Origin of the sequence: Mycobacterium sp. RTGN6, from assembly GCF_033804605.1 — a bacterium.
In the GTDB taxonomy this organism is placed as follows: domain Bacteria; phylum Actinomycetota; class Actinomycetes; order Mycobacteriales; family Mycobacteriaceae; genus Mycobacterium.
Map to the genome: position 1 here is coordinate 12,963 of NZ_JAPZKZ010000013.1, position 20,810 is coordinate 33,772.

Here is a 20,810-nt window from a genome sequence, read left to right on the forward strand (position 1 = left end):
CTAACATCGCGGAATGATCTTGCGACGCCTGACCGTGGCCGCGCTGGCCGCGGCCCTGACCCTCACCGCCTGCTCCAGTGGCGACCAGGCGCCGCCTCCGGTCGGCGGTGACGCGACGGTCGGCACGACCAACGACATGAACCCACAGGATCCCGCCACGCTGCAAGACGGTGGCGCGCTGCGCTTGGCGCTGAGCGGCTTCCCAGAGAACTACAACGTGCTACACATCGACGGGAACGACGGCGACATGTTCGCCCTCATGAAGCCGACCATGCCGCGCGCGTTCATCATCGGGGCAGACGGTTCGGCAACGGTCAACCACGACTACTTCACCAACGTCGAGCTGACGGGTACCAACCCGCAGGTGGTCACCTACACGATCAATCCCAAGGCGGTGTGGAGCGACGGCACGCCGATCACGTGGGAGGACATCAAGGCTCAGGTCGAGTCACAGAACGGAAAGAACAAGGCGTTCGTAATCGGGTCCCCCAACGGCTGCGACCGCGTCGGGTCGGTCACGCGCGGTGTCGACGACCGCCAAGCCATCATGACGTTCGCCAAGCCCTACGCCGACTGGAAGGGCATCTTCGCAGGCAACGGAATACTGGTACCCAAGTCCGTCACGTCCGACCCGGAGACCTTCAACAAGGGCTTCCTCAACGGTCCCCCTCCATCGGCGGGGCCGTTCATCATCAGTGGGATCGACAAGACCGCACAACGAATCACGTTGACGCGCAACCCGAAGTGGTGGGGCACCCCGCCGCGGCTGGACAGCATCACCTTCCTGGTACTCGACGACGCCGCCCGCATTCCCGCGCTGCAGAACAACGCGATCGATGCCAGCGGACTCGCCTCGCTCGACGAACTCACCATCGCGCGCAACACCCCCGGCATCGTGATCCGGCGGGCGCCCGGGCTGTCCTGGTACCACTTCACCTTCAATGGCGCACCCGGCTCGATCCTCGCCGATCCCGCGCTGCGCCGGGCCATCTCCAAGGGCATCGACCGGCAGACGATCGCCAACATCACCCAGCGTGGCCTGGTCGACAACCCGGCTCCGCTCAACAATCACATCTACGTCGCGGGCCAGGAGGGCTACCAGGACAACAGCGGAGTCGTAGCCTTCGACCCGGAGGCGGCCAAGCGCGAGCTCGATGAGCTGGGCTGGAAGATGAACGGCCAGTTCCGGGAGAAGGACGGCAGGCAACTGGTCATCCGCGACGTCTTCTACGACGCGCAGAGCACCCGGCAGTTCGGGCAGATCGCGCAGAACAACCTGGCCCAGATCGGCGTCAAACTGATCCTGGACGCCAAGGCGGGCACCGGATTCTTCAGCCAGTACGTCATCCCGGGCGACTTCGACATCGCTCAATTCGCCTGGGGTGCAGACGCATTCCCGTTCTCTGGGCTCACCCAGATCTACTTGTCCACCGGGGAAAGCAACTTCGGCAAGGTCGGCAGCCCCGAGATCGACGCGAAGATCGAAGCCACGCTCGAGGAACTCGACCCGGTGAAGGCCCGCGCGCTGGCCAACGAACTCGACAAGCTGATCTGGGCAGAGGGCTTCAGCCTGCCGTTGACCCAGACGTCGGGAAACGTGGCCGTGCGAAGCAATCTGGCCAACTTCGGCGCCGCGGGGCTCGCCGACGTGATCTACACCGCGATCGGATTCACCAAGGTCTGACGGTCTAGTGCGCGACGCGACGGACCAGTCGCGGGACGGCAGCGGGGATGGCCGACTCGGCCACCGCCCCGACCCCGATCGCCAGGGACAGCATCCGGACGCTGAAGACGTCCGGGGCGGCCCCGAGTTGGGCCGCCCGATCGGGTAGGTCGCCCATGCGACCCGAAACGACGGCCTTCATCACGTCGAGGGCGGCCCGCTCCTTGGTGTCGATGAGGCTGTGTCCCACCGAGGGGATTTCGACCAGTACGGAGTTGGGGATCAGCGCGGCGATCCGCTTGGCCACCGCAGGCGGAGTGGTTAGGTCGCGCGCACCCGAGATGACGGCGGTGGGCCAGCTGAACTTCGGCATCTCGCCGATCAAGTCGAACGGCTCAGCCTCGAAATTCACGTCGCCAGTGGCGAATTCGCGGAAAGACACCGCCGGGTCCAGCGGTTGGCCATCGGGTATGGCCCCGTAGTTCAACTCGCGATAGCCGATGCGCTCCACCAGATCGGGCTCGTGGTGATACGGCGTCTTGTGCGCCAGGAACCGCTTGGCGCTCTGCCCGATGGCGGCCCACATCCAGTCCCGGCCACTCAGGAGTAGGTCGAGCTGGCGGCGCAGCACGTCCGGGCCGACGAGCCCGTACATGCCCACCGCGAGCTGTGCCGCGTCCGGGGTCAGCACCCCGTCGTCGACGAGGCGCCGCACCTTGGACGCCAATTCGGCGGTCTCCGGATCGTCCCCGTCCCACAGCAACCGGCGGGTGGCCTGTCGCACCACGTCGATGTCGTCGGCCGAGAGCAGCGGCGAGTCGAGGATCATCGCGTGCACGCGGCCCGGGTGCCGGACACCGACGCCGGCCGCCAGATACGTGCCGTACGACGTCCCGTAGCACGTCGCCTGATCGACCTGCGCGTCGTCGAGCACCGCCGCGATGTCGTCGACCGCCCGTTCGATGGTCAACGCCTCGGCGGGCAGGTCGGCTCCGTCGTCGTCGTGGCGGGACATGCCGACGCCGCGGTGCTCCACCATGATGACGTCGAGCCCGTCGACCGCCGCCCGCCTGCGCAGTCCGCGGTACAGCGCGATGGACGCCGCCCCTGGGCCGCCGGGGATGATCACCACGGGATGCGCCGACTTGCGGCCCGCTCGCACGTAGAACAGGTCGAACTCACCACCGCCGGGTCCACTGGGCCTACGCACCGGACGCACGCCCGGAAGGGCGGCGAGCCTGGCGTGTGCCCTGCGGCGCCTGGCGTTCATGGTCATCGCTTGCCATTCTGCTCGTCCCCTTCCCCTGCCGACAATGCAAGAACGCGAGCCTTACGTTCTGCACGAGACAAAGCAGTGCCGCGGGGCGCGGAGTTGGATACAACTTCAGGCGTGACCACCGTAGAAGACATCTCCTCGACCGTGCCCGGATCCGTTGAGTGGACCGAGCTGCTGAGCAGGATCGCCGCGGGCGCCAAGGACCGAGACCTCAACGACGAGAATCCCTTCGACCAAGTCGCGCAGTTGAAACGGGCCGGCTTCGGCGCGCTGCGTCTGCCCCACGAGCTCGGCGGAGCGGGTTTGACTGTCCCGCAGCTGTTCTCCGCAGTGATCGACGTCGCACGAGCCGATCCCATTGTGGCTCACATCTTTCGGACGCACTTCTGGTTCACCGAGGAGCGGCTGCGCACACAAGCGGACCCCGTTTCGCTTCGTTGGCTGCGCGAGGTCGCCGACGGCAAGATCGTCGGCAACGCGTTCAGCGAGAAGGGCTCGGCAGCGGTCGGAAGCCTGGTGTTCAACACCCGACTGCTCCCCGACCCCGTGGGCGGCTTCCACCTCGACGGCGAGAAGTACTACAGCACGGGCACCCTGTTCTCCGACTACCTGACCGTGACCGCCACCACCGACCACGACTCCGTTGCCACCGTGGTGGTGCCCGCCGACCGGGACGGGGTGCGGCTCGTCGACGATTGGGACGGCTTCGGCCAGCGCCGAACCGGTACCGGAACCACCACGTTCGCGGGCGTGGCCGTGTCCGACGACGAGGTGCTCTCCGACGCCCAGTACGACGCCGCGCCAACTCCGACGGTGCAGTACGCGGCACTGCAGCTGTACATCCACGCCGTCGTCGCAGGCATTCTGGCCAACGTCGTCGACGACGGCGTAGCCCTGCTCCGCTCCCGTGACCGCAGCTTCAGCCACGCGCTGACGGAGCGCCCCGTCGACGATCCGCTGTATCAGCGCCAGCTCGGCGAATTGGCGAGCACCGCCTACGTCGCGCGGGCCGCGGTGCTGGACGCAGCGGCCGCGATCGAGGCCGCCGATGCATCACAGTTCGATGGCGTGCCCGATCCGGCGCTGGCCGCCGATGCGCAGTTGAAGGTCGCCAAGGTCAAGGTGCACCTCGACGACGTCGCCCCCGAGGCGGCGACCCGGCTGCTCGAACTCGGAGGCGCCAGCGCGGCCAGCCGGACGCGCAACCTCGACCGGCACTGGCGCAACATCCGGACGATCACGCTTCACAATCCGGTCGCGTACAAGGCGCGCGTGGTCGGGCTCAACCTGCTGCACGGCGCCCCGGTACCCGCGAACGCCTACTTCTGAGCCGCGATTTCGGCGCGCTTTTGGCCCCTGAAACGGTCAAAAGCGCGCCGAAATCGCACTAGCGGTCGGCCAGGCGGATGAGGTCGGCGGCCTTCTCCCCGATCAACACGCTCGGGGCGTGGGTGTGGCCGCGGATGATCGTCGGCATTACCGAGGCGTCGGCCACCCGCAACCCGTCGATACCCCGCACCCTGAGTTGCGGGTCGACCACGCTGGCGTCGTCGCTACCCATCCGGCAGGTACCCACCGGGTGGTACAGCGTGTGCGACTCCGTCTTGAGCGCCGTCTCCAGCGTGTCGTCGGTCAACCCGGTGGCACCGGCCGGGCGTGCAATGGCGCCGAGCACCGACTGCATGGCGGGTGCCTGTGCGATGCGGGCCGTGATCCTCAGCCCCTCCATCAGCGTCTCGCGGTCGGCGCCCTTGTCGTCACTGAGGTACTGCGGGTCGATGACCGGGTTGTCGTGCGGATCGGCGGACCGCAGCGTGACGGACCCGCGGCTCTTGGGCTTGAGCAGTATGGGCCCCATGACGACGGCATGGCGGGGATGGGGATCGCCGATGCCCTGGTCGAAGAAGGGGGCAGGCGCGAAGATCAACTCGAGATCGGGTAGCGCGAGGTCGGCGCGGCTGCGCACGAAGCCATACGCCTCCCCGACGTTGGACGTCAGCATCCCGCGTCTGCGGATCAAGTAGTTTGCCAACTCCAGCGGCTTCTCGGCCGCGAAGAGCGTGTCGTGACCGACGTCGAAACCCATCGGGACGATGAGGTGATCCATCAGGTTCTGGCCGACCTCCGGCAGGTGCGCCACGGTGTCGATGTCCTGATCGGCGAGGCGCTCCCGATCGCCGACACCCGACAGCATCAGCAGCTGCGGGGAGTTGATGGCGCCGCCGCACAACACGACCTCCCGACGAGCCCGCACCACCTGCCGTCGTCCGTCCTGCTCGAACTCCACCCCGACCGCGCGGCCGTCCTCGATGACCACGCGCGTCGCCGTGGCGTTGGTCAGCAGCCGCAGGTTGGGTCGGCGCATCGCCGGTTTGAGATAGGCGTCGGCGGTGCTCCACCGCGCGCCTCGACGCTGCGTCACGCGGGTCTCGCAAAACCCTTCCGGGGAATCGAGATTGGGCGCTTCGAGGCGGTATCCACATTCGGCGACGGCGGTCAGCCAGGACGCCGTCGAGCTACGGGGGCTGCGCTGCTCGGAGATCACCAACCGGCGACCCTCGATGCGGCCGAAGTACTTCGAAACGTGGGCGAAGTCCCATGACTGGTCGGCGAGCTCGCCCCATTCGTCGTAGTCCGCGGCGAAGCCTCGTACCCACATCATCGCGTTCATCGACGACGATCCGCCGAGCGTCTTGCCGCGCGGCCAATAGATTTCTCGCCCGTCGAGTTCCTTCTGCGGCTCGGTCGCATAGTTCCAGTCGGTCTCCGTGCGGAACAGCCGAGGGAAGCCCGCCGGGATGTGAATGAACTTGTCCTTGTCCGGTGGGCCGGCCTCAAGCACCGTCACCTGCACACCCGGAGCTTTGCTGAGCCGGTTTGCTACCACGGATCCTGCGGATCCAGTCCCCACGACGATGTAGTCGGCGATCACGACGCGACAGTGTAGGAGGGTTCGGGGTTGCTAGGCGCTCAATTCGACATGTCGCGCGTCGCCGACCGCGGCGTAGCGCTCGGGACTGCACGTCAGCACGATGACCTGGCCGTCGCCGCCGACCGCGTCGAACACCTCGCCCATCCTGGTCAGGCGGACCGCGTCGGTGAACCCCAGCGCGTCGTCGATGATGACCGGCACCCCGTCCTCCTTGGCGACCAACGCCGCCCCGGCAAGCCGCGCGACGATGCCGAGCTGTTCCTTGGCACCACCCGACAGCGAGTCGTAGCCGACCGTGACGCCCGCCAGCGTGCGACTGAGGATGCGCAGGTCGCCGTCGATGTCCACTTCGAAGTCGTCACCAAACACGATGCGGCCCAACCGCTCTACCTCGCGACGGAACGGATCGACGTAGCGCAGCCGCGCGGCGTCCCGGTGCCGACCCATCACCGACCGCAGGAGCTCCGCGGCGCCGGCGCGACGCTGCAACCGCGCGTGCTCGGCGTGGGCGTGTTGACGTTCGGCCTCGGCGGCGTCGAGTCGGCCCTTAAGCCCTTCGCTGCCGTAGACCTTCAACTGTGCGGCGACGTCCCGCAGGTGCTCACCGACCTGTTCGTGCCGTTCGACGAGGGTTTCAGCGACTCGCCCGGCCTCCTCGAATTCCGCGGCGACGGCGGCGGGTGCCAATCCGGCCAATTCGGCGGCCACGGCCTCGGCGTCGGCCAGGGCCACCCGCGCGCGTTCCGCGTCGGCGTCGGCCGTCGCAGCGAGTTGATCGTCGGTGACCAACTCACGCTGCTGCACGAGCTTGTCCGAGGCGACGGCCAATTCGGCCCGCGCCGAGGCCACCTTCTGACTCAGCACGGTCGCAAGGGTGGTCTGCTCGGCGGCCGCGGCAGCTGCCCGTTCGGCCGCCGCACGCATCACATCCGAGTGGCCGACGGCTTCGCGGTGAGCGGCGACTGCGGCTTCGAGCTCGACGCGCGCGGCAGCGGCGTCGCAGGTGTGGTCGTCCGGCTCGTCGGCGTGCAACGCGACCAGCCGAGCCCGTAGCGTCTCGACGTCATCGTCGCCGAGCAGCGCGTCGCAGGTGGCCTGCAGCCTGTCCCGGTCGGCGGTGAGCTCGCGGCGCCGCTCGTCGAGTGCGCGGGCCGCGGCGACGTCGGGCACGTGGGCGTCGTCCAGCAGTGCGGCGAGGTGTTGGCGCGCGGCGTCGAAAAGGGCCGCCGAATCCGCGGCGGGCTCACCCGGCACGACCCGCACCGTCAACAGACCCGGCACGTCCACGTCGGTGGTGGCACCGGCGACGACCGAGTGAACCGAACCCGCGGCGAGCTCGACGGGTTCGCCGGCGATGGTCACCGCGATGTCGGTGAGTGCGGTGACTTCCACTCGCGCCGAGGCCAATTCGGCCTGCAAGCCCGCGCGTTCGACCGCCGAATTGGCCGTCTCGATCGCCTTCATCACGGGCGCCGACAACGTGATCGCCGCGAGTGTCGCCGCGCAGTCGCTCAGTTCGGCGCGGATCGCATCGGTCTTCGTGACCCGGGCCGCGAGCCGGGTGGCTTCGTCGCGGCGCGCAATGGCTTCGCACGCGCGCCGGGCGGTCTGCACCCGGGTGTCGCTCAGTTCCGTCGCGGAGCGCGCGGCACCTGCTGCTGCCGCGGCGGTTTCGCTGGCGGCGAGTGTCTGCGCTTGCTGGGCCACCGCTCGTTGCTCGGACGCGTCGAGTTCGGTGATCGCGGCGGCGCGCAGGTCGACCTCGTCGCGCAGTTCCATGCGCTGCTGGACGGCGAGCACGGAGGCCGCACTAGCGGCGTCCACGGCATCGGCCAACGTGCGCGCTCGACCCGCCCGGTCGGTGAGTGTGGCGACTGCATCGGCGGCTTGACGTGCCGTCTCGAGCCGCAGTCGCGCGGCGGCACGGTCGAGCGACAGGCGTGCGAGCCGTTCGGTGAGCTCCGCGTGCTGCGCCACCGCCTGGTCGACCTCCGCAACGTCCGCCGCGCACCGGGTGACCTCGTCGGCGGCCTGTTGGAGCCGTTTGGTGGCGGCCAGCCACTCGGCCGTGGGCCTGCCGGTGGCCGTGAAGTACTGCCGGAACTCGACTTCGATCTGGTCGACGAGCAGCGGCTCGGAACCCGACAGCGCCACCACCTGACCCGCGGCGACGTCGAGCGCGCGGGACAGCGCGTCGCTGCCGGAGAGGTCGACCGGGGCCGTGGACGCGGACTGCAGGACACGCTGTGCGCGCCAGAGTTCCACGTCGACGGTCTCGTCGAGAATGGCCAGCACGCGTTCGTGTGCTTCGTCGCCGGTCAGCTGTTCACGACGCGGAGCAAGCACGGTGAGCTCAGTGAGCGCCTGCTTGTGGAACCGCTTCCGGTACACGAAGCGATAAGGGCCAGTGGATATTTCGGCGGTGACTTCGGCGCCGACGTCGGCGTGCGTTGGCTTGACCTGCTTGACCTGCTGCTTGGTCGAGCGATCCTTGGCCTCAAGCAGCAGGTCCAACGCCTCGATCATCGACGACTTGCCGATTTCGTTGGGCCCGCTGACCACGACCACCCCACGGTCGGGGAACTCAATGTCGCGGTGCGTGATTCCGCGATAGTTGGTCAGGACCAGCCGGTGCAACTTCATGCGGCGCTCCCCTTGTCGACGAGCCGCCGCAACAGCGCAAGCGCTGCCTGGGCGTCGTCGGCCTGGGCGCCGCCCGCGCGCGCGATGTCGACCAATTCGTCGACGGCGGTGGCCGCGAAGCCGCCGACCCCGAGGTCGTCGAACTCGCCGTCGGCGGGCATCACCGCGAGGTCGGTCTCCTTGTCCCACGGGGTGAGCGCGGCGAACAGCCGACCGTACTTGGCGAGGCACTCGTCGAGGGCGGCCATGTCCGTGACGCTCACCGTGCCGGTGAGCCCCACCTGGACGACCGTGCGCTCCTTGTCCGGCAGGTTGTCCAGGTTGATGTCGAGATCGACGACGTCCCTTGCGGTGTCGACCGTGTGCTTGAGCGTGACGAACCGCCAGCGGCCGACGTGGCGGCCGTCGACGTGCACCGGGTGGTCCGGGTCGGCCTCGTCGACGTCGACCACCAGCACGTGGCCCGGGTCGGACTCGACGTGGTCGTAGTTGGTGACCTCGGGCGAGCCCGAGTACCACACCCGCCCGGACGACCCGACCTGCATCCGGGAGTGCTTGTCCCCCAACGCCACATAGTGCACGGCCCCGCGCTGGAGCGCCGTCTCCATGCCTGCCAGCCGGATCAGCGACGGCTTGTCGCGGTCGGGCTCGAACACGTCGACCCCGCCGTGGCCGACGACGATGCGCACGACCCCATCAGCGGGCAACCCCTCCAGCGCCGCGCCCACCAGGTCGGTGGTCGGCTTCTTGGAACGCCAAGGGGCACTGACGAGCTGCACGCCGGGACGTACGTCGAACACCCCGTCGCGGTCGAGCACCACCACGTTGTCGGGACGCTCGGAGGTGAACAGCGCACTGGTGTACACCGACCCCGCGTCCAGCGGATCGTGGTTGCCGGGAAGCAGATACACCGGAACCCCGATGGCACGCATCGCCTCCAGCGACTGCCCGACGACGTGTGGCGCGAGCTGATTGTGTTCGAACACGTCGCCGGCCACGACGACGAACTCGGCGCCGGTCTCGGCGGCCAGGGCGCCGAGCCCCGCGACCGCGTCTCGGCGGGCGGCCGAATACCTTGGCTGTGCCTCACCGTTGAGGAAGTGTCGGGTCATGCCGAGCTGCCAATCGGCGGTGTGAATGAAACGCATCGGATGACCCTCCTTCCTCATGTTCGTGGGGCATCGCGAGTGTAGGTCCGCGAACCGACAAGTCCGCGGACCTCACTCGGCATGTGCCAAAGCACTCGGAAGTCAACCCGGCTGGCTCGCCTTAACGCGACCCAAGATCACGTCTAGCAGCAAGAACGCCAGGAGACTGATGCCTAGCAGCGGCAGGAACACGCCGACGACCACCGCGCACACCGCCACCGCCGCGAGCACGGCGGGATGCTGACGGCTCAGCAGCCCGCGCATGGGCGCCCGGCCCACGGCCCACTGCGAGCCGCGCGTCGGCCTTCGTTGCCACCACATCCGGTACCCGCGCATGATGACCGTCACCAGTGCCGACGCCACGACGAACAGCACCAACTGGTTGAGCCACCCAAACAGGAAGCCCATGTGCATGCGGATGCCCCAGTCCGCGAGTTTCGCGATGAGCGAGTAGTCGCGGCCATAGTCGACGACGCCGCGCACCTGCAGCGTGGCGGGATCGACCGCGGCAGAGTTGGTGGTCAGCCGATACGGCTCGTCGAGCTCGGTGACGGACGCGGCCTCCCCCGGCGCGGCGGGCAGCGTGAGCTCAAGCGGCGCGACGACGCCTCCCGCGTTGGCGGCCCGCACGATTCCGTCGACGTCCATCGGGCCGGCCTCGGCTGGCGCCATCGCGCCATCGTGCCCCTGGTGTGCGCCGCTCCCCGCGGTGTCCAGCTGCGGTCGTGCCCAGTCGAACTGCGTGCGCAGGTCCGTCACCCATTCGCCCGCATACGTCGACCACGTGATCCCGGTCGCCGACAGGAACAGCAGCATCGGCAGAATCCAGATACCAACGGCGCCATGCCAGTTCAACGTCCGTCCGCGTGCTTCGGTGGTTCGGTCCACGGTCAGCAGCCGGCCCGGTCGACCGCGACGACGCTCGGCGCGCCGCCTTCCCCACCAGAGCACCAACCCACCGAGCGCGACCACCCACAGCCACGACGCGGCGAGCTCGCTGTACACCCGGCCCGGCTCACCGAGTTGGAGATGGCGGTGCAGACCGTCGAGCCAGGTGCTCAGCGGCAGATAGCCGAACCACGTCGGCTCCTGGCCAAGCACCGCTCCGCTGTACGGGTCGACGAACACCGCGCGGCTGAACTCCTCACCCAGTGCGGTGTCGGCGAACAGCACGCGGCTGGAGTCGGTGGTGCCCGCCGCGGGTCGCAGGCCCGTCATCGTCAGGTCGGGCACCGCTGCCTGGGCGGCGGCGGCCTGCGCGGACAGCGGCAATACCTCGCCGCCGGGCTCGACGAACAGCACGTCGCGGTACACGACGCGCTCGATGGTCGGGGCGACGGCGTAGAGCGCCCCGGTGATCGCCGCGATCAGGATGAACGGCGCCACCAGGACGCCCGCGTAGAAGTGCAGGCGCCGGATCAGCGGGAGCAGGCCGCGCCTGGCGTGGCCCGGCGGCCCGGTCGGCGGGTCGTCGAGGGTGTCGTCGGATTGGGACAGTGATGAGGACATGGAGGTTTTCCTTCGTTCGCGAACGGGGCTCGTCGGCGCGGTTGGCGCGCGGACGGCGCAATGCGGGACGGCGCGTAGGCACCGTCCAGGAAGAGATGTGTCGCGCGGTTACGCGGCGACGAACGAAGGCGGCCCGCGGGTGACGCGCCCCGAGCCTGCCCGGGTACGGATCGCGAGTGCGGCGGCCCACCAGCCGGCGCTGGGTCTGCGTCGCCGACCTGCGTCGCGCACGGCCACCAGAACGAGGATCAGCCGCCAGACCGCTGCGGCGACGGCGGCGAACAGCCGCTCGGCGGTGCAGATCAGCGCGCCAGCGGCCACCGCCGCAACCGCGTGGGCCGCCAGCATCGGCGCCGACCACTGGGTCGCGTGTGCGTGTTCGGAGGCAAGCCCGAGGAGGTAGTGGCCCAGCAGTTGTCCGGCCGCCAGATACGCCATGACCACGGGCACGCGACGCGGGGCATCGACGGAGGCGGCGGCACCCACCACGGCCGAGCAGAGCACCACCATGACGACTGCCACGCTGCCCGGCATCGTCGCGCCGCCCAGCCCGTGGCCAGCCACGGCGGTGACGCCTGCGATGGCGCCAACGAAAACCCCGCGCAGCCGCGCGGCCCGTGTTCGTGCGGCGGTCACGCGCCAGAGCGTACCGGTTACGGTGGAGCCGATGAGCACCCCGGAACGCACAGTGCTGCTGATGCGACATGCGAAGTCGGACTACCCGGACGGAGTTTCCGACCACGAGCGACCGCTGGCCCCGCGCGGCATCCGGGAGGCCGGGCTGGCGGGCGACTGGATTCGCGCGAACGCGCCAGCCGTCGACGCAGTGCTCTGCTCGACCGCGACCCGCACCCGGGAGACGTTGGCCCGCACGCGCATCGACGCGCCCACCCAGTTCGTCGACCGGCTCTACGACTCGACGCCGGGCAGCACGCTCGACGTGATCAACACCGTCGGCGCGCTATTCGACGGCGACGTCCAGACGCTGTTGGTCGTCGGGCACGAGCCCACCACCTCGGAGCTGGCGCTGCGGCTCGCCGCCGACGGCGACCCCGCGGCCATCGAAGCGATGTCGCTGAAGTACCCGACGTCGGCGATCGCGATGCTTCGCACCACCGCGGCGTGGGATCGCCTGGAGTTGGGCGGCGCGACGCTGGCCGCGTTCCACGTGCCGCGGTAGTTGCTCTAGTCACGCTGCGGCGTAATGCAGGCGGCATCGTCTGCCCAGTAGCAACGAAACATCTGCGCGCGACATTGGTCCCATCTTGAGGAGGTGGGATGTTTCATCTTGGTTGGTTCATGGGCAGTGGATTCAGCGTCCAGACCTGGGCGAACGATCCGTGGGCGGGAAACACTGGCCACGATTGGATGAAGGGCGACCTGTTCGTCGACCTGGCCGCGTCGCTGGAGCGCGCGCGCTTCGACTACCTGCTGGTCGAGGACACCAGCATGGTCGAGGACGCGTATGGCCGCTCCATGGAGACGACGCTCAAGTACGGGCTGTTGGCGCCGAAGTGCGACCCCGTCCCGCTGATCCCGCTCCTGACGCAGCGCACGAAGCACATCGGCATCGCCGTCACCCTGTCGACGAGTTTCTACCACCCGTACATGGCAGCCCGCACGATGACCACGCTCGACCACCTGACCGACGGCCGCGTCGGCCTGAACGTGGTGACCGGGAGTTCCGACCGCGCCGCGCAGCAGTACGGCTACGACGGGCTGATGCTGCACAGCGAGCGCTACGGCATGGCCGCGGAGTGGATGGAAGCCGTTGGTGCGCTCTGGGATTCGTGGGAGGACGGCGCCGTCCTGGTGGACCAGGAGACGCCGCGCTACGCCGACCACACGAAGGTGCACACCGTCGACTTCAAGGGGAAGTACTTCCGCACGCGCGGGCCGCTGAACACCATCCCCGGCCCTCAGCGCCGACCGGTCATCGTACAAGCAGGCGCCTCGCCGGCCGGGCGCGATCTGGCCGCCAAGTACGCGGAATCGATGCTCGCGCACGGCACCAGCCTCGAGGGCATGAAGGCGTTCCGGCTGGACATGCACCGCCGGATGAAGGAGTACGGGCGCGACCCGAGCACTCTGAAGATCTTGTTCCTCATCGACCCGATCCTCGGCGACACCGACCGCGTCGCGCAGGCCCGCGAGGAGGACATGAAAGCCGCAGCCTGGAGCGATCAGGCGATCGAGCGAAGGTTGTGGGGGCTCAGTTACACCTCGGGCGGCGAATTCGACTTCTCCACGTTCGATCTCGACAAGGAGGTCCCCGACGTGTGGGGCAACGGCGAGACGAGCACCTTGCGGACGTTCATCGAAGGGGCCCGCGGCAAGACACTGCGCGAAGCGATCGCCACCGTCGACACCCACGCCGGGCTGGCCTTCGTCGGGTCGCCGGAAACCGTTGCGGCGAAGATGGGCGAGGCGATGGAGGAAGTGGGCGGCGACGGCTTCCTCCTGTCGCCGACCGTCACCCGGCGCAACATCGCCGAAATCGCCGACGGCCTGGCACCGGCGTTGCGTAAACGCGGCCTCATCAGGGACGGCTACAACCACAGCACGTTCCGGGAGAACCTCCTCGAGTTCTAGGCCCGAAATGTCGGCGTAATACGAGAGGTACTGACGCGACGCAGATGCGACACGCGACGCCGATTTACTCATGACGAAAGCGCGCCAGCGAGTGCCGTGCTTCCCAGGTCAAGCGTTGACCCAAGCAGGAGGCATTCGTGTTCGACACAGCACACTCTCACGGCACCCCATCTGGTTCGCCGGCCGAATGGGACCGTCGCAAGTTTCTGAAGGCGAGCGGTCTGACGGTCGGCGGCATCAGCCTCGCGGCCCTGATCGCGGCGTGCGGTGGCGGCGGCGGCGGATCGAGCAGTGACACGCTGACCCTGCGGCTGCCGTTCCTCGCCGACATGCAGGTTCCCGACCCGGACATCATGTACGAGGGCGAGGGCGTCCAGGTGATGGAGTCGGCCTACGAGGGACTCGTCCGCTACAAGTCAGGCACGCCGGAGATCATCGCCGGGCTGGCGAAGTCGTGGACAGTGTCGGACGACCTACTGACGTACACCTTCACGCTGCAACCCGACGTGAAGTTCCACGACGGAACCCCCGCCGATGCCGACTCCTGGATCAAGAGCTTCGAACGCCGCGGCAAGATCAATCAGGGCCCGGCCTACATGGTGACGGGGGTGGCCAAGACCGCAGCGCCAAACCCGACGACGTTCGTCGTCACGCTCAAAGAACCCAACAACGCATTCCTGCACTACCTGGCCTGCCCGTGGCAGCCGTTCGCGGTGAGCCCGACCGCAGTGGCCAAGAACGCCAAGGGCGACGACCTCGCGCAGGACTGGTTGAAGACCAACGACGCCGGCACCGGGCCCTATACGTTCAAGGAGTTCGTCCCCGGGAGCCACTACACGCTCGAGGCGTTTCCCGGCTACTGGGGCGGACCGCCCGCGTTCCAAACCATTCGCATCGAGATCACGCCGAGCATCTCGACCCAGAAACTGCAGCTCGACTCCGGTGCGTTCGACATGGTGACGAAGGGCTTCGCGATCCCGGACGTGCTGCAGTACCAACAGAACTCGCAGTTCTCCGTGGTCAACTCGTTCGGCGGTGTCGGCGAGGCAGTCTGGTTGAACCCGAACTCGGGCATCTTCGCCGACAAGGCGCTACGCAAGGCCCTGCTCACGGCCCTTGACCGCAAGTCCATCGTCGACACCTCGTGGGGCGGGTTGACGACCGTGCAGGAGGGGATGTTTCCGCCGAACACCCTCGACCCGAAGCTAGCCCCGTTCCCAGCTGCGGTGGACACCGCGCCGCTCGCAGCATTGGTGGCCAAGCTTGCGTCCAAGAAGGTCGACCTTGCGTGGGCCGCCGACGGTGGGGCGCCGCGCCAGCAGATGGCCGAACTGGTGCAGAGCCAGCTCGCCGCCGTCGGGCTCGACGTCACCGTGCGGACACTACCGACGGCCGAGATGTTCGACCTTGCCAACCAGCCACCCGAGAAGCGGCCGGACATGATGGTGGCCTTCCTCGGTGGTGACGCCCTGCACTTGGACACCACGTTTCGGATCTTGCTGCGGACCGGCGCCAAGCCGTTGAACTTCTATCAGTACTCGAACCTGGAGCTCGACAAGTTGATGGACGACGCGATCAAGCAGCCGACGACGGCGCTGACGGACGCGGTCTACCAGAAGTGCAGTCAGATCGTCCTGGACGACGCCGTCTGGATCCCGCTGTGCCTGCCACCGAACTCGACGATCTCACACAACTACGTGACGGGCGTCGAGGACAACTCGTTCTATCCGCCGATCTTCTGGCCGCAGTCCCTCAAGCGGGCCTGACGGATGGCGCCCACCGCCTAGGCGGTGGGCGCCAACTCGTGAAAGTTGCTGCGGTGGAACACCATCGGAGCCACGTCCGGGTACATTGCCAGCGCGACGATCTCCAGCACGACGATCTCGTGGTCGCCCGCCTCGACATGCTTGAACGGCGCGCACTCCAACCACAGCGTCGCGCCGTGCACGAAGACGGCTCCGCTGTCGGTCGCCATCCAGTCGACCCCGTCGAACCGGTTGCCGGTCTTGGACGCCAGCGCCCGCGCGATGGGTGCATGGTCACCGGCCAGGACGCTGAGCCCCAGACGGTCGAGCGTCGCCAGCTTCGGCCAGGTGGTGGAGGTATTGGCTACGCACACCGACACCAAGGCCGGCTCGAGCGAGACTGAGGTATAGGAACTCGCCGCCATCCCCTCGGCCGCGCCGTCGAGCAGGCCGCAGAAGGCCGTGACGCCGGTGGGGAAGCAGCCGAAGGCCTTGCGCAACAACGCCTGGTCGAATTCGTCGTCGATGGCGATCATGACGACACCGGGACGAACCGACGAGCGACCTCGAGCCACTTGTCCAGATCTGGTGACGTCTCGTACTCGGAGTCGAGCAGATACAGACTCGGCGCGGGACAGCTGGCGCCAATCTCGACGAGCACTGGGCGCAGCGTCAATTCGGGAGCCAGCGCATGCGCATAGGAGCCACCGAGCATGAGCGGGAACGTCGTGAGCTGACCGAGCTCGCCCGCTCCGAACTGGTCGAGGAACAGTTTCAACAGGCCGGTGTAAGTGGCCTTGAAGGTGGGAGAGGCCACCACCAGGGAATCGGCGGACTTCACGATCTCCTTGGCCTCGGCCACCTTCGGGTCACCCCAACCGAGCAGGGCGGGGCCGAGGTCGACGACATCGATCACGTGTTGGGGCGCAACGCCGGTCAGCTTCTCGGCGACCAATTCAGCGGCAGCTCGCGTGCGCGACATCGGCTTGGGATTTCCTACGACTACGACGGTCATCGTTGCAGTCAACGGGGCACGAGTTTCGGACGTCGACCATGGCAGTAAAAGCTGCATTGCGCCGCGGATCTCGTCAGTGGCGTAATGCCGATGCTACGGCGGCGAATCCGGTGGGACACCGAGCGGTCGTTTGATGTTCCAGAAGCGACTCAAAGGAGCATGGCGATGACGAAGAAGTTCCACCTCGGCTGGTTCATGAACTTCATTCCACCGGAATGGGATACGCCCTGGGCCTCACCGGACGTGGCGCAGTGGCCCAACGGCCGGTTCTACGTCGACATGGCCAAGAGCATGGAGCGGGCCTGCTTCGACTACATCATGATCGAGGACACGGTGATGGTGGCCGATGCCTACGGCGGCACGATGGAGGGCTCGCTCAAGAATTCCGTCTTCGCGCCCAAGCACGATCCGATTCCGCTGGCGGTGCTGATCGCAGCGCACACGTCGCGGCTGGGCGTGGTGGCGACGATGTCGACGTCGTTCTACCCGCCGTACCTGCTGGCCCGGCTGGCCTCGACGGTCGATTCCATCGCCGAGGGCCGGTTCGGCTGGAACATCGTGTCCTCGGCCGAAGACCGGGCCGCGCAGAACTTCGGTCTGGACGGCCTGCCCGAGCACGACGAGCGCTACAACGTCGCCGACGAGTACTTCGACGTCGTGAACCAGCTCTGGGAGTCATGGGACGCGGACGCAGTGGTGATGGACCGCGAAACCCATACTTACGCCGACTTCAAGAAAGTGCGCACGGTCGACTTCGTCGGCAAGTACTTCAAGTCAAGGGGTCCGCTCAACACCGTGCCCTCCCCGCAGCACAAGCCGACGATCCTGCAAGCCGGGGCGTCCCCGCGCGGGCGGGCGTTCGCCGCCCGCGCCGCCGACTCGATCGTCGCCGTCGGCACTGGTGTCGAGGGAATGCGTGAGTACCGCAACGACATTCGGGCCCGCGCAAAAGAGGCGGGCCGAAATCCCGACGACATCAAGCTGATGTTCTGCGTGTCGCCCGTGGTCGCGCCGACCGAGGCCGAGGCGCGGACGGAGGTCGACCGGCTCACCGCGAGGGCGAGCTACGTGGAGAAGCAGCTGGTCGGGATCTCGTCCAACACCGAAATCGACTTCAAGCAGTTCGACTGGGACGAGCCGCTGCCTGAGGGTCTGACCACCAACGGCGAGCGGGGTTCGCTCGAGCACTTCATGCGCGGTGACGGCACGCCGGGGCCAAAGACTCTGCGCAAGCTCGCAATCGACTGGGCCACCACCGGCGTCGAGTTCATCGGCACGCCCGAACAGGTCGCCCGCCAGATGGGCGAGGCGATGGAGGAGATCGGCGGTGATGGCTTCCTGATCATGAAGCCGGGCTGGGATCTGAACCGGAACTACATCGCGTCGATCACCGACGGCCTGGTGCCCGAGCTGCAGCGCCTTGGCCTGACCCGGACCGAGTACACCAAGTCGACCCTGCGGGAGACGCTGCGCGAGTTCTAAGGGGCCATCGGGAGTTAACCGTTGATTGCGCCATTGCGGGCCTCGTCAGGTCCACGTCGTCCGGCGCAATCGCCAGGGAACCGCGCGGATCCGACGCCGTCACGCCGGCTTAGTACGTTGCCCAACGGGCTGTCGCACGGTCACCCCACATGGCGCGCCAAGGAGGGCGAGAGATGACGACGAAGAGGGTCGATCCGATCTCCCCGGCGCACCCCATGCCGACGGCCGAAAGGGCTGCGCTGCAGCGGCGTACGCTGCGCGTGCTCGTGATGGGCCAGGTGGTCGGCGCCGCCGCGCTTGGCGCCGCCATCACCGTCGGCGGATTCGTCGTCGAGGACATCGTCGGCGTCGGAACGCCGTGGGTGGGCGTCTCGACCGCGGCGGTCACGGCCGGCTCGGGCACGATGGCCATGATCCTGTCGCGGGTGATGCGCCGCTACGGCCGGCGCTCGGGCATGCAGTTGGGCTACGGCCTGGCAGTCGTCGGCGGCGTGATCGCCTGCGTCGGGGTCCAACTGTCAATGCTCCCAGTGTTTCTCGTCGGCCTGCTGCTCTACGGGGCCGGGTCGGCGACCAACCTGCTGGCCCGCTACGCCGCCACCGATCTGGCCGAGCCGGACCAGCGCGGCCGCGCGATGGGCCGGATCCTGTTCGCGTCGACCTTCGGCGCCGTGTTCGGTCCCACCCTCGTCGTCCCCGCCGAGCACCTGGGCGCGGTCTGGTTCGGCCTCCACCACTACGCCGGCCCATGGCTGTTCAGCGCGTTCTTCTTCGCCTGCGCCGCAGTGAACGTGGCGGTCCGGCTGCGGCCCGACCCGCTACTGGTAGTGGCGGCCGAACACGGCCTGAGCACCGAGCGCCGGCCGGTGCGGCTGCGGGAGTCGGCGCGTGCCATCGCCGCTTCACCGATGGCGCGGCTGGCCCTGCTGGCGATGGTCGTCGCGCAAGCGGTCATGGTCGGGGTGATGGCGATGGCGCCGATCACCATGAAGGCCCACGACCACGAGGCGGTGAGCTCGCTGGTGGTCTCGGTGCACATCGCCGGCATGTTCGCGTTCAGCCCGCTGGTCGGCCGGTACGCCGACCGCCGCGGGAGGCTCGTCTCGCTGCGCGCTGGTGCACTGGTGCTGATAGCGGCCTGCGGGCTCTCGGCGCTCTCCTCCGACAACGTGCCACTCATGTTCGCGGCGATGTTCGCACTCGGACTGGGCTGGACGCTCGCCCTCATCGGCGGCTCGAGCCTGCTGATCGAGCACATTCCCCTGGATCACCGGGTTCCGGTGCAGGGCGCCGTGGACCTCACGACCGCCGTGTGCGGCGGGCTGGCCAGCGTGGTCTGCGGGTTCGTCATGGACTGGGTCGGATTCGCCACCCTCGCGCTCGGCTCCGCCGCGCTCACTCTCCCGGTCCTGGTCGGCGTGCACTTGACGCGCCGCACCGCGGCCAGGTCCGCTGCCGCCGCATGACCGCTGACGACCTGATCGCCGTTCCCGGCGACGCAGCTGACCGGCCGCAACTCCGCGCCCTGTGGCGGGTGCCTGGCTATCGCAACCTGTTCGTGAGCTCGTTGATCTGGCACACCACTCGCTGGGGCGGCCTCTTCACGACCAGCTACCTGCTCACTCAGATCGCGGATTCGCCGATGCTCAACCAGGTCGTCGGAGCGCTCATCTTCGCCCCGATGCTGATTGGCGGATTCTTCGCCGGCGTGATCAGCGACAGGTTCGAGCGCAAGCGGTTCATCCTCGTCGTGCAACTGGTGCTCATCCCGGTCGAGTTCGTCATGTTCGCCGTGGTGCAGTCCGGCCGTGTCGAAGTGTGGATGACGTTCCCGTTCATGTTCCTCATCGGCATCGGCGGCCTGGTGAACATGACCGCCCAGCGCCCGCTCATCTACGAGACGGTGGGACCGCGGCTGGCCAGCCAGGCCATGACCATCGAGTCAACGGCGCAGGCGGGATCGGCGATGTTCGGCACCCTCGTCGGCGGTGTGCTGATCCAGGAGCTCGGTATGGGCGCCGGTTTCGCCGGGATGGGCGCGCTGCTGTGCGTGTCGACGGTGCTGCTCGCCTTCGTCCCCCAACCCCGCTACGGTGCCCCACTCGCGGCGGGTTCGGTCTCGCTGCGAGATCAGGTTGCGGCCGGTGCGAACCTGGTACGGCGCAGCAGGCGATTCGTCGCCATGCTCGCGATCACGGTCGTGATGAACCTGTGCATGTTCGGCTACATCCCGCTGATACCGGTCGTCGCCGAGGGATTCGCGCAGAGCGCTGTGCTCGCAGGCGCGCTCGCCGCGGCTCCCGGCCTCGGCCAGATCACCGCCGGCATGGTGCTCAGCACCAGACCGCTGCGCCGGCACGGCCTGGTGTTCGCCTGCGGCTCGGCCATCGCCCTGCTCGGGCTATTCGTCTTCGCCACGGTGCCAGTGCTGGGCGTCGCGTTCGTCGCACTGTTCGTCTCCGGTATCGGCCAGTCCGGGTTCGGCTCGATGCAGAGCCTGCTGGCCATCGAGTCCGCGGGTGCCAGCGAGCGTGGCGTCGCGCTCGGCATGCTCAGCACCGCCATCGGAGCGCTCCCCATCGGCATGGCCACCATCGGCGTTGGCGCGGAGCTGCTCGGCACCCGGGCGGCGCTGCTGATCGCGTCGGTAGTCGGCCTGGCTGCACTTGGCGCGATCGTGCTGCGGCGCCGGGATCTGTTGGGCCCCAACCCACAGCCGGCCGCGCCGGAGCCCACCTGAGCCGTGGCGCAATGCCGCGGGAACGGGAGCGATCCGGCACCGCAACCACGCGTCACTACGTTTCG

The 20,810-nt window shown here is 68.1% G+C and carries 16 protein-coding genes; 8 read left to right on the plus strand and 8 right to left on the minus strand.

Annotation, left to right across the window (positions count from 1 at the left end; translation table 11 throughout):
* The first annotated feature begins 13 nt into the window (after positions 1–13).
* Positions 14–1,684: an ABC transporter family substrate-binding protein gene (locus SLQ33_RS27670; protein WP_319457113.1), complete on the plus strand. Its 1,671-nt coding sequence runs from the start codon at positions 14–16 to the stop codon at positions 1,682–1,684.
* Between the two features lie 4 nt (positions 1,685–1,688).
* On the opposite strand, the gene SLQ33_RS27675 is transcribed toward SLQ33_RS27670, so the two are convergent.
* Positions 1,689–2,939: an alpha/beta fold hydrolase gene (locus tag SLQ33_RS27675; RefSeq protein WP_319457114.1), complete on the minus strand. Its 1,251-nt coding sequence runs from the start codon at positions 2,937–2,939 to the stop codon at positions 1,689–1,691.
* 114 nt (positions 2,940–3,053) lie between these two features.
* Between SLQ33_RS27675 and SLQ33_RS27680 the strand changes: the two genes are divergently transcribed.
* Positions 3,054–4,268, plus strand: a complete 1,215-nt coding sequence (locus SLQ33_RS27680) for an acyl-CoA dehydrogenase family protein (RefSeq protein WP_319457115.1) — start codon at positions 3,054–3,056, stop codon at positions 4,266–4,268.
* Positions 4,269–4,326: 58 nt separating this feature from the next.
* Here SLQ33_RS27680 and SLQ33_RS27685 read toward each other — a convergent pair whose 3' ends face one another.
* The 5 genes from SLQ33_RS27685 to SLQ33_RS27705 form a co-directional block, all read right to left on the minus strand.
* Positions 4,327–5,871, minus strand: a complete 1,545-nt coding sequence (locus SLQ33_RS27685) for a GMC family oxidoreductase (protein WP_319457116.1) — start codon at positions 5,869–5,871, stop codon at positions 4,327–4,329.
* 30 nt (positions 5,872–5,901) lie between these two features.
* The gene (locus tag SLQ33_RS27690; RefSeq protein ID WP_319457117.1) at positions 5,902–8,514 is read right to left on the minus strand and encodes an AAA family ATPase; all 2,613 of its coding nucleotides are present in this window, start codon (positions 8,512–8,514) and stop codon (positions 5,902–5,904) included.
* Complete coding sequence (locus tag SLQ33_RS27695; RefSeq protein WP_319457118.1) at positions 8,511–9,662, minus strand: exonuclease SbcCD subunit D; 1,152 nt, start codon at positions 9,660–9,662, stop codon at positions 8,511–8,513. Before SLQ33_RS27695 ends, SLQ33_RS27690 begins: the two co-directional genes overlap by 4 nt.
* A 102-nt stretch (positions 9,663–9,764) precedes the next feature.
* Entirely contained in the window at positions 9,765–11,171 is a 1,407-nt protein-coding gene (locus SLQ33_RS27700; RefSeq protein WP_319457119.1) for a PepSY-associated TM helix domain-containing protein, read from the minus strand.
* A 108-nt stretch (positions 11,172–11,279) separates the two neighbouring features.
* Positions 11,280–11,807: a hypothetical protein gene (locus tag SLQ33_RS27705; RefSeq protein ID WP_319457120.1), complete on the minus strand. Its 528-nt coding sequence runs from the start codon at positions 11,805–11,807 to the stop codon at positions 11,280–11,282.
* 31 nt (positions 11,808–11,838) lie between these two features.
* Here SLQ33_RS27705 and SLQ33_RS27710 point away from each other — a divergent pair, with 31 nt between their 5' ends.
* The 3 genes from SLQ33_RS27710 (at position 11,839) to SLQ33_RS27720 (ending at position 15,529) form a co-directional block, all read left to right on the plus strand.
* Positions 11,839–12,351: a SixA phosphatase family protein gene (locus tag SLQ33_RS27710; protein ID WP_319457121.1), complete on the plus strand. Its 513-nt coding sequence runs from the start codon at positions 11,839–11,841 to the stop codon at positions 12,349–12,351.
* A 98-nt stretch (positions 12,352–12,449) separates the two neighbouring features.
* A complete protein-coding gene (locus SLQ33_RS27715; RefSeq protein WP_319457122.1) occupies positions 12,450–13,763 on the plus strand; it encodes an NtaA/DmoA family FMN-dependent monooxygenase in 1,314 nt (437 codons plus the stop codon).
* Between the two features lie 137 nt (positions 13,764–13,900).
* Complete coding sequence (locus SLQ33_RS27720) at positions 13,901–15,529, plus strand: ABC transporter substrate-binding protein (RefSeq protein WP_319457123.1); 1,629 nt, start codon at positions 13,901–13,903, stop codon at positions 15,527–15,529.
* Positions 15,530–15,546: 17 nt separating this feature from the next.
* On the opposite strand, the gene SLQ33_RS27725 is transcribed toward SLQ33_RS27720, so the two are convergent.
* Both SLQ33_RS27725 and SLQ33_RS27730 read right to left on the minus strand, forming a co-directional pair.
* Complete coding sequence (locus tag SLQ33_RS27725; RefSeq protein WP_319457124.1) at positions 15,547–16,044, minus strand: flavin reductase family protein; 498 nt, start codon at positions 16,042–16,044, stop codon at positions 15,547–15,549.
* Complete coding sequence (locus SLQ33_RS27730) at positions 16,041–16,523, minus strand: NAD(P)H-dependent oxidoreductase (RefSeq protein WP_319457125.1); 483 nt, start codon at positions 16,521–16,523, stop codon at positions 16,041–16,043. The genes SLQ33_RS27725 and SLQ33_RS27730 overlap by 4 nt, the downstream gene beginning before the upstream one ends.
* 165 nt (positions 16,524–16,688) lie before the next feature.
* Here SLQ33_RS27730 and SLQ33_RS27735 point away from each other — a divergent pair, with 165 nt between their 5' ends.
* The 3 genes from SLQ33_RS27735 (at position 16,689) to SLQ33_RS27745 (ending at position 20,745) form a co-directional block, all read left to right on the plus strand.
* Positions 16,689–18,005, plus strand: coding sequence for an NtaA/DmoA family FMN-dependent monooxygenase (locus SLQ33_RS27735; protein ID WP_319457126.1), 1,317 nt, complete (start codon positions 16,689–16,691; stop codon positions 18,003–18,005).
* Positions 18,006–18,178: 173 nt separating this feature from the next.
* Positions 18,179–19,471, plus strand: coding sequence for an MFS transporter (locus tag SLQ33_RS27740; RefSeq protein WP_319457127.1), 1,293 nt, complete (start codon positions 18,179–18,181; stop codon positions 19,469–19,471).
* Positions 19,468–20,745 carry an MFS transporter gene (locus SLQ33_RS27745; RefSeq protein WP_319457128.1) on the plus strand — a complete coding sequence of 426 codons (1,278 nt, stop codon included), beginning with the start codon at positions 19,468–19,470 and terminating at the stop codon, positions 20,743–20,745. The genes SLQ33_RS27740 and SLQ33_RS27745 overlap by 4 nt, the downstream gene beginning before the upstream one ends.
* Positions 20,746–20,810 lie beyond the last annotated feature (65 nt).

Coding starts and splice junctions, on each gene's coding strand:
- SLQ33_RS27670 (WP_319457113.1), top strand. CDS start 14: ATGATCTTGCGACGCCTGACCGTGGCCGCGCTGGCCGCGGCCCTGACC.
- SLQ33_RS27675 (WP_319457114.1), bottom strand. CDS start 2,939: ATGACCATGAACGCCAGGCGCCGCAGGGCACACGCCAGGCTCGCCGCC.
- SLQ33_RS27690 (WP_319457117.1), bottom strand. CDS start 8,514: ATGAAGTTGCACCGGCTGGTCCTGACCAACTATCGCGGAATCACGCAC.
- SLQ33_RS27695 (WP_319457118.1), bottom strand. CDS start 9,662: ATGCGTTTCATTCACACCGCCGATTGGCAGCTCGGCATGACCCGACAC.
- SLQ33_RS27700 (WP_319457119.1), bottom strand. CDS start 11,171: ATGTCCTCATCACTGTCCCAATCCGACGACACCCTCGACGACCCGCCG.
- SLQ33_RS27710 (WP_319457121.1), top strand. CDS start 11,839: ATGAGCACCCCGGAACGCACAGTGCTGCTGATGCGACATGCGAAGTCG.
- SLQ33_RS27715 (WP_319457122.1), top strand. CDS start 12,450: ATGTTTCATCTTGGTTGGTTCATGGGCAGTGGATTCAGCGTCCAGACC.
- SLQ33_RS27725 (WP_319457124.1), bottom strand. CDS start 16,044: ATGATCGCCATCGACGACGAATTCGACCAGGCGTTGTTGCGCAAGGCC.
- SLQ33_RS27730 (WP_319457125.1), bottom strand. CDS start 16,523: ATGACCGTCGTAGTCGTAGGAAATCCCAAGCCGATGTCGCGCACGCGA.
- SLQ33_RS27735 (WP_319457126.1), top strand. CDS start 16,689: ATGACGAAGAAGTTCCACCTCGGCTGGTTCATGAACTTCATTCCACCG.
- SLQ33_RS27740 (WP_319457127.1), top strand. CDS start 18,179: ATGACGACGAAGAGGGTCGATCCGATCTCCCCGGCGCACCCCATGCCG.
- SLQ33_RS27745 (WP_319457128.1), top strand. CDS start 19,468: ATGACCGCTGACGACCTGATCGCCGTTCCCGGCGACGCAGCTGACCGG.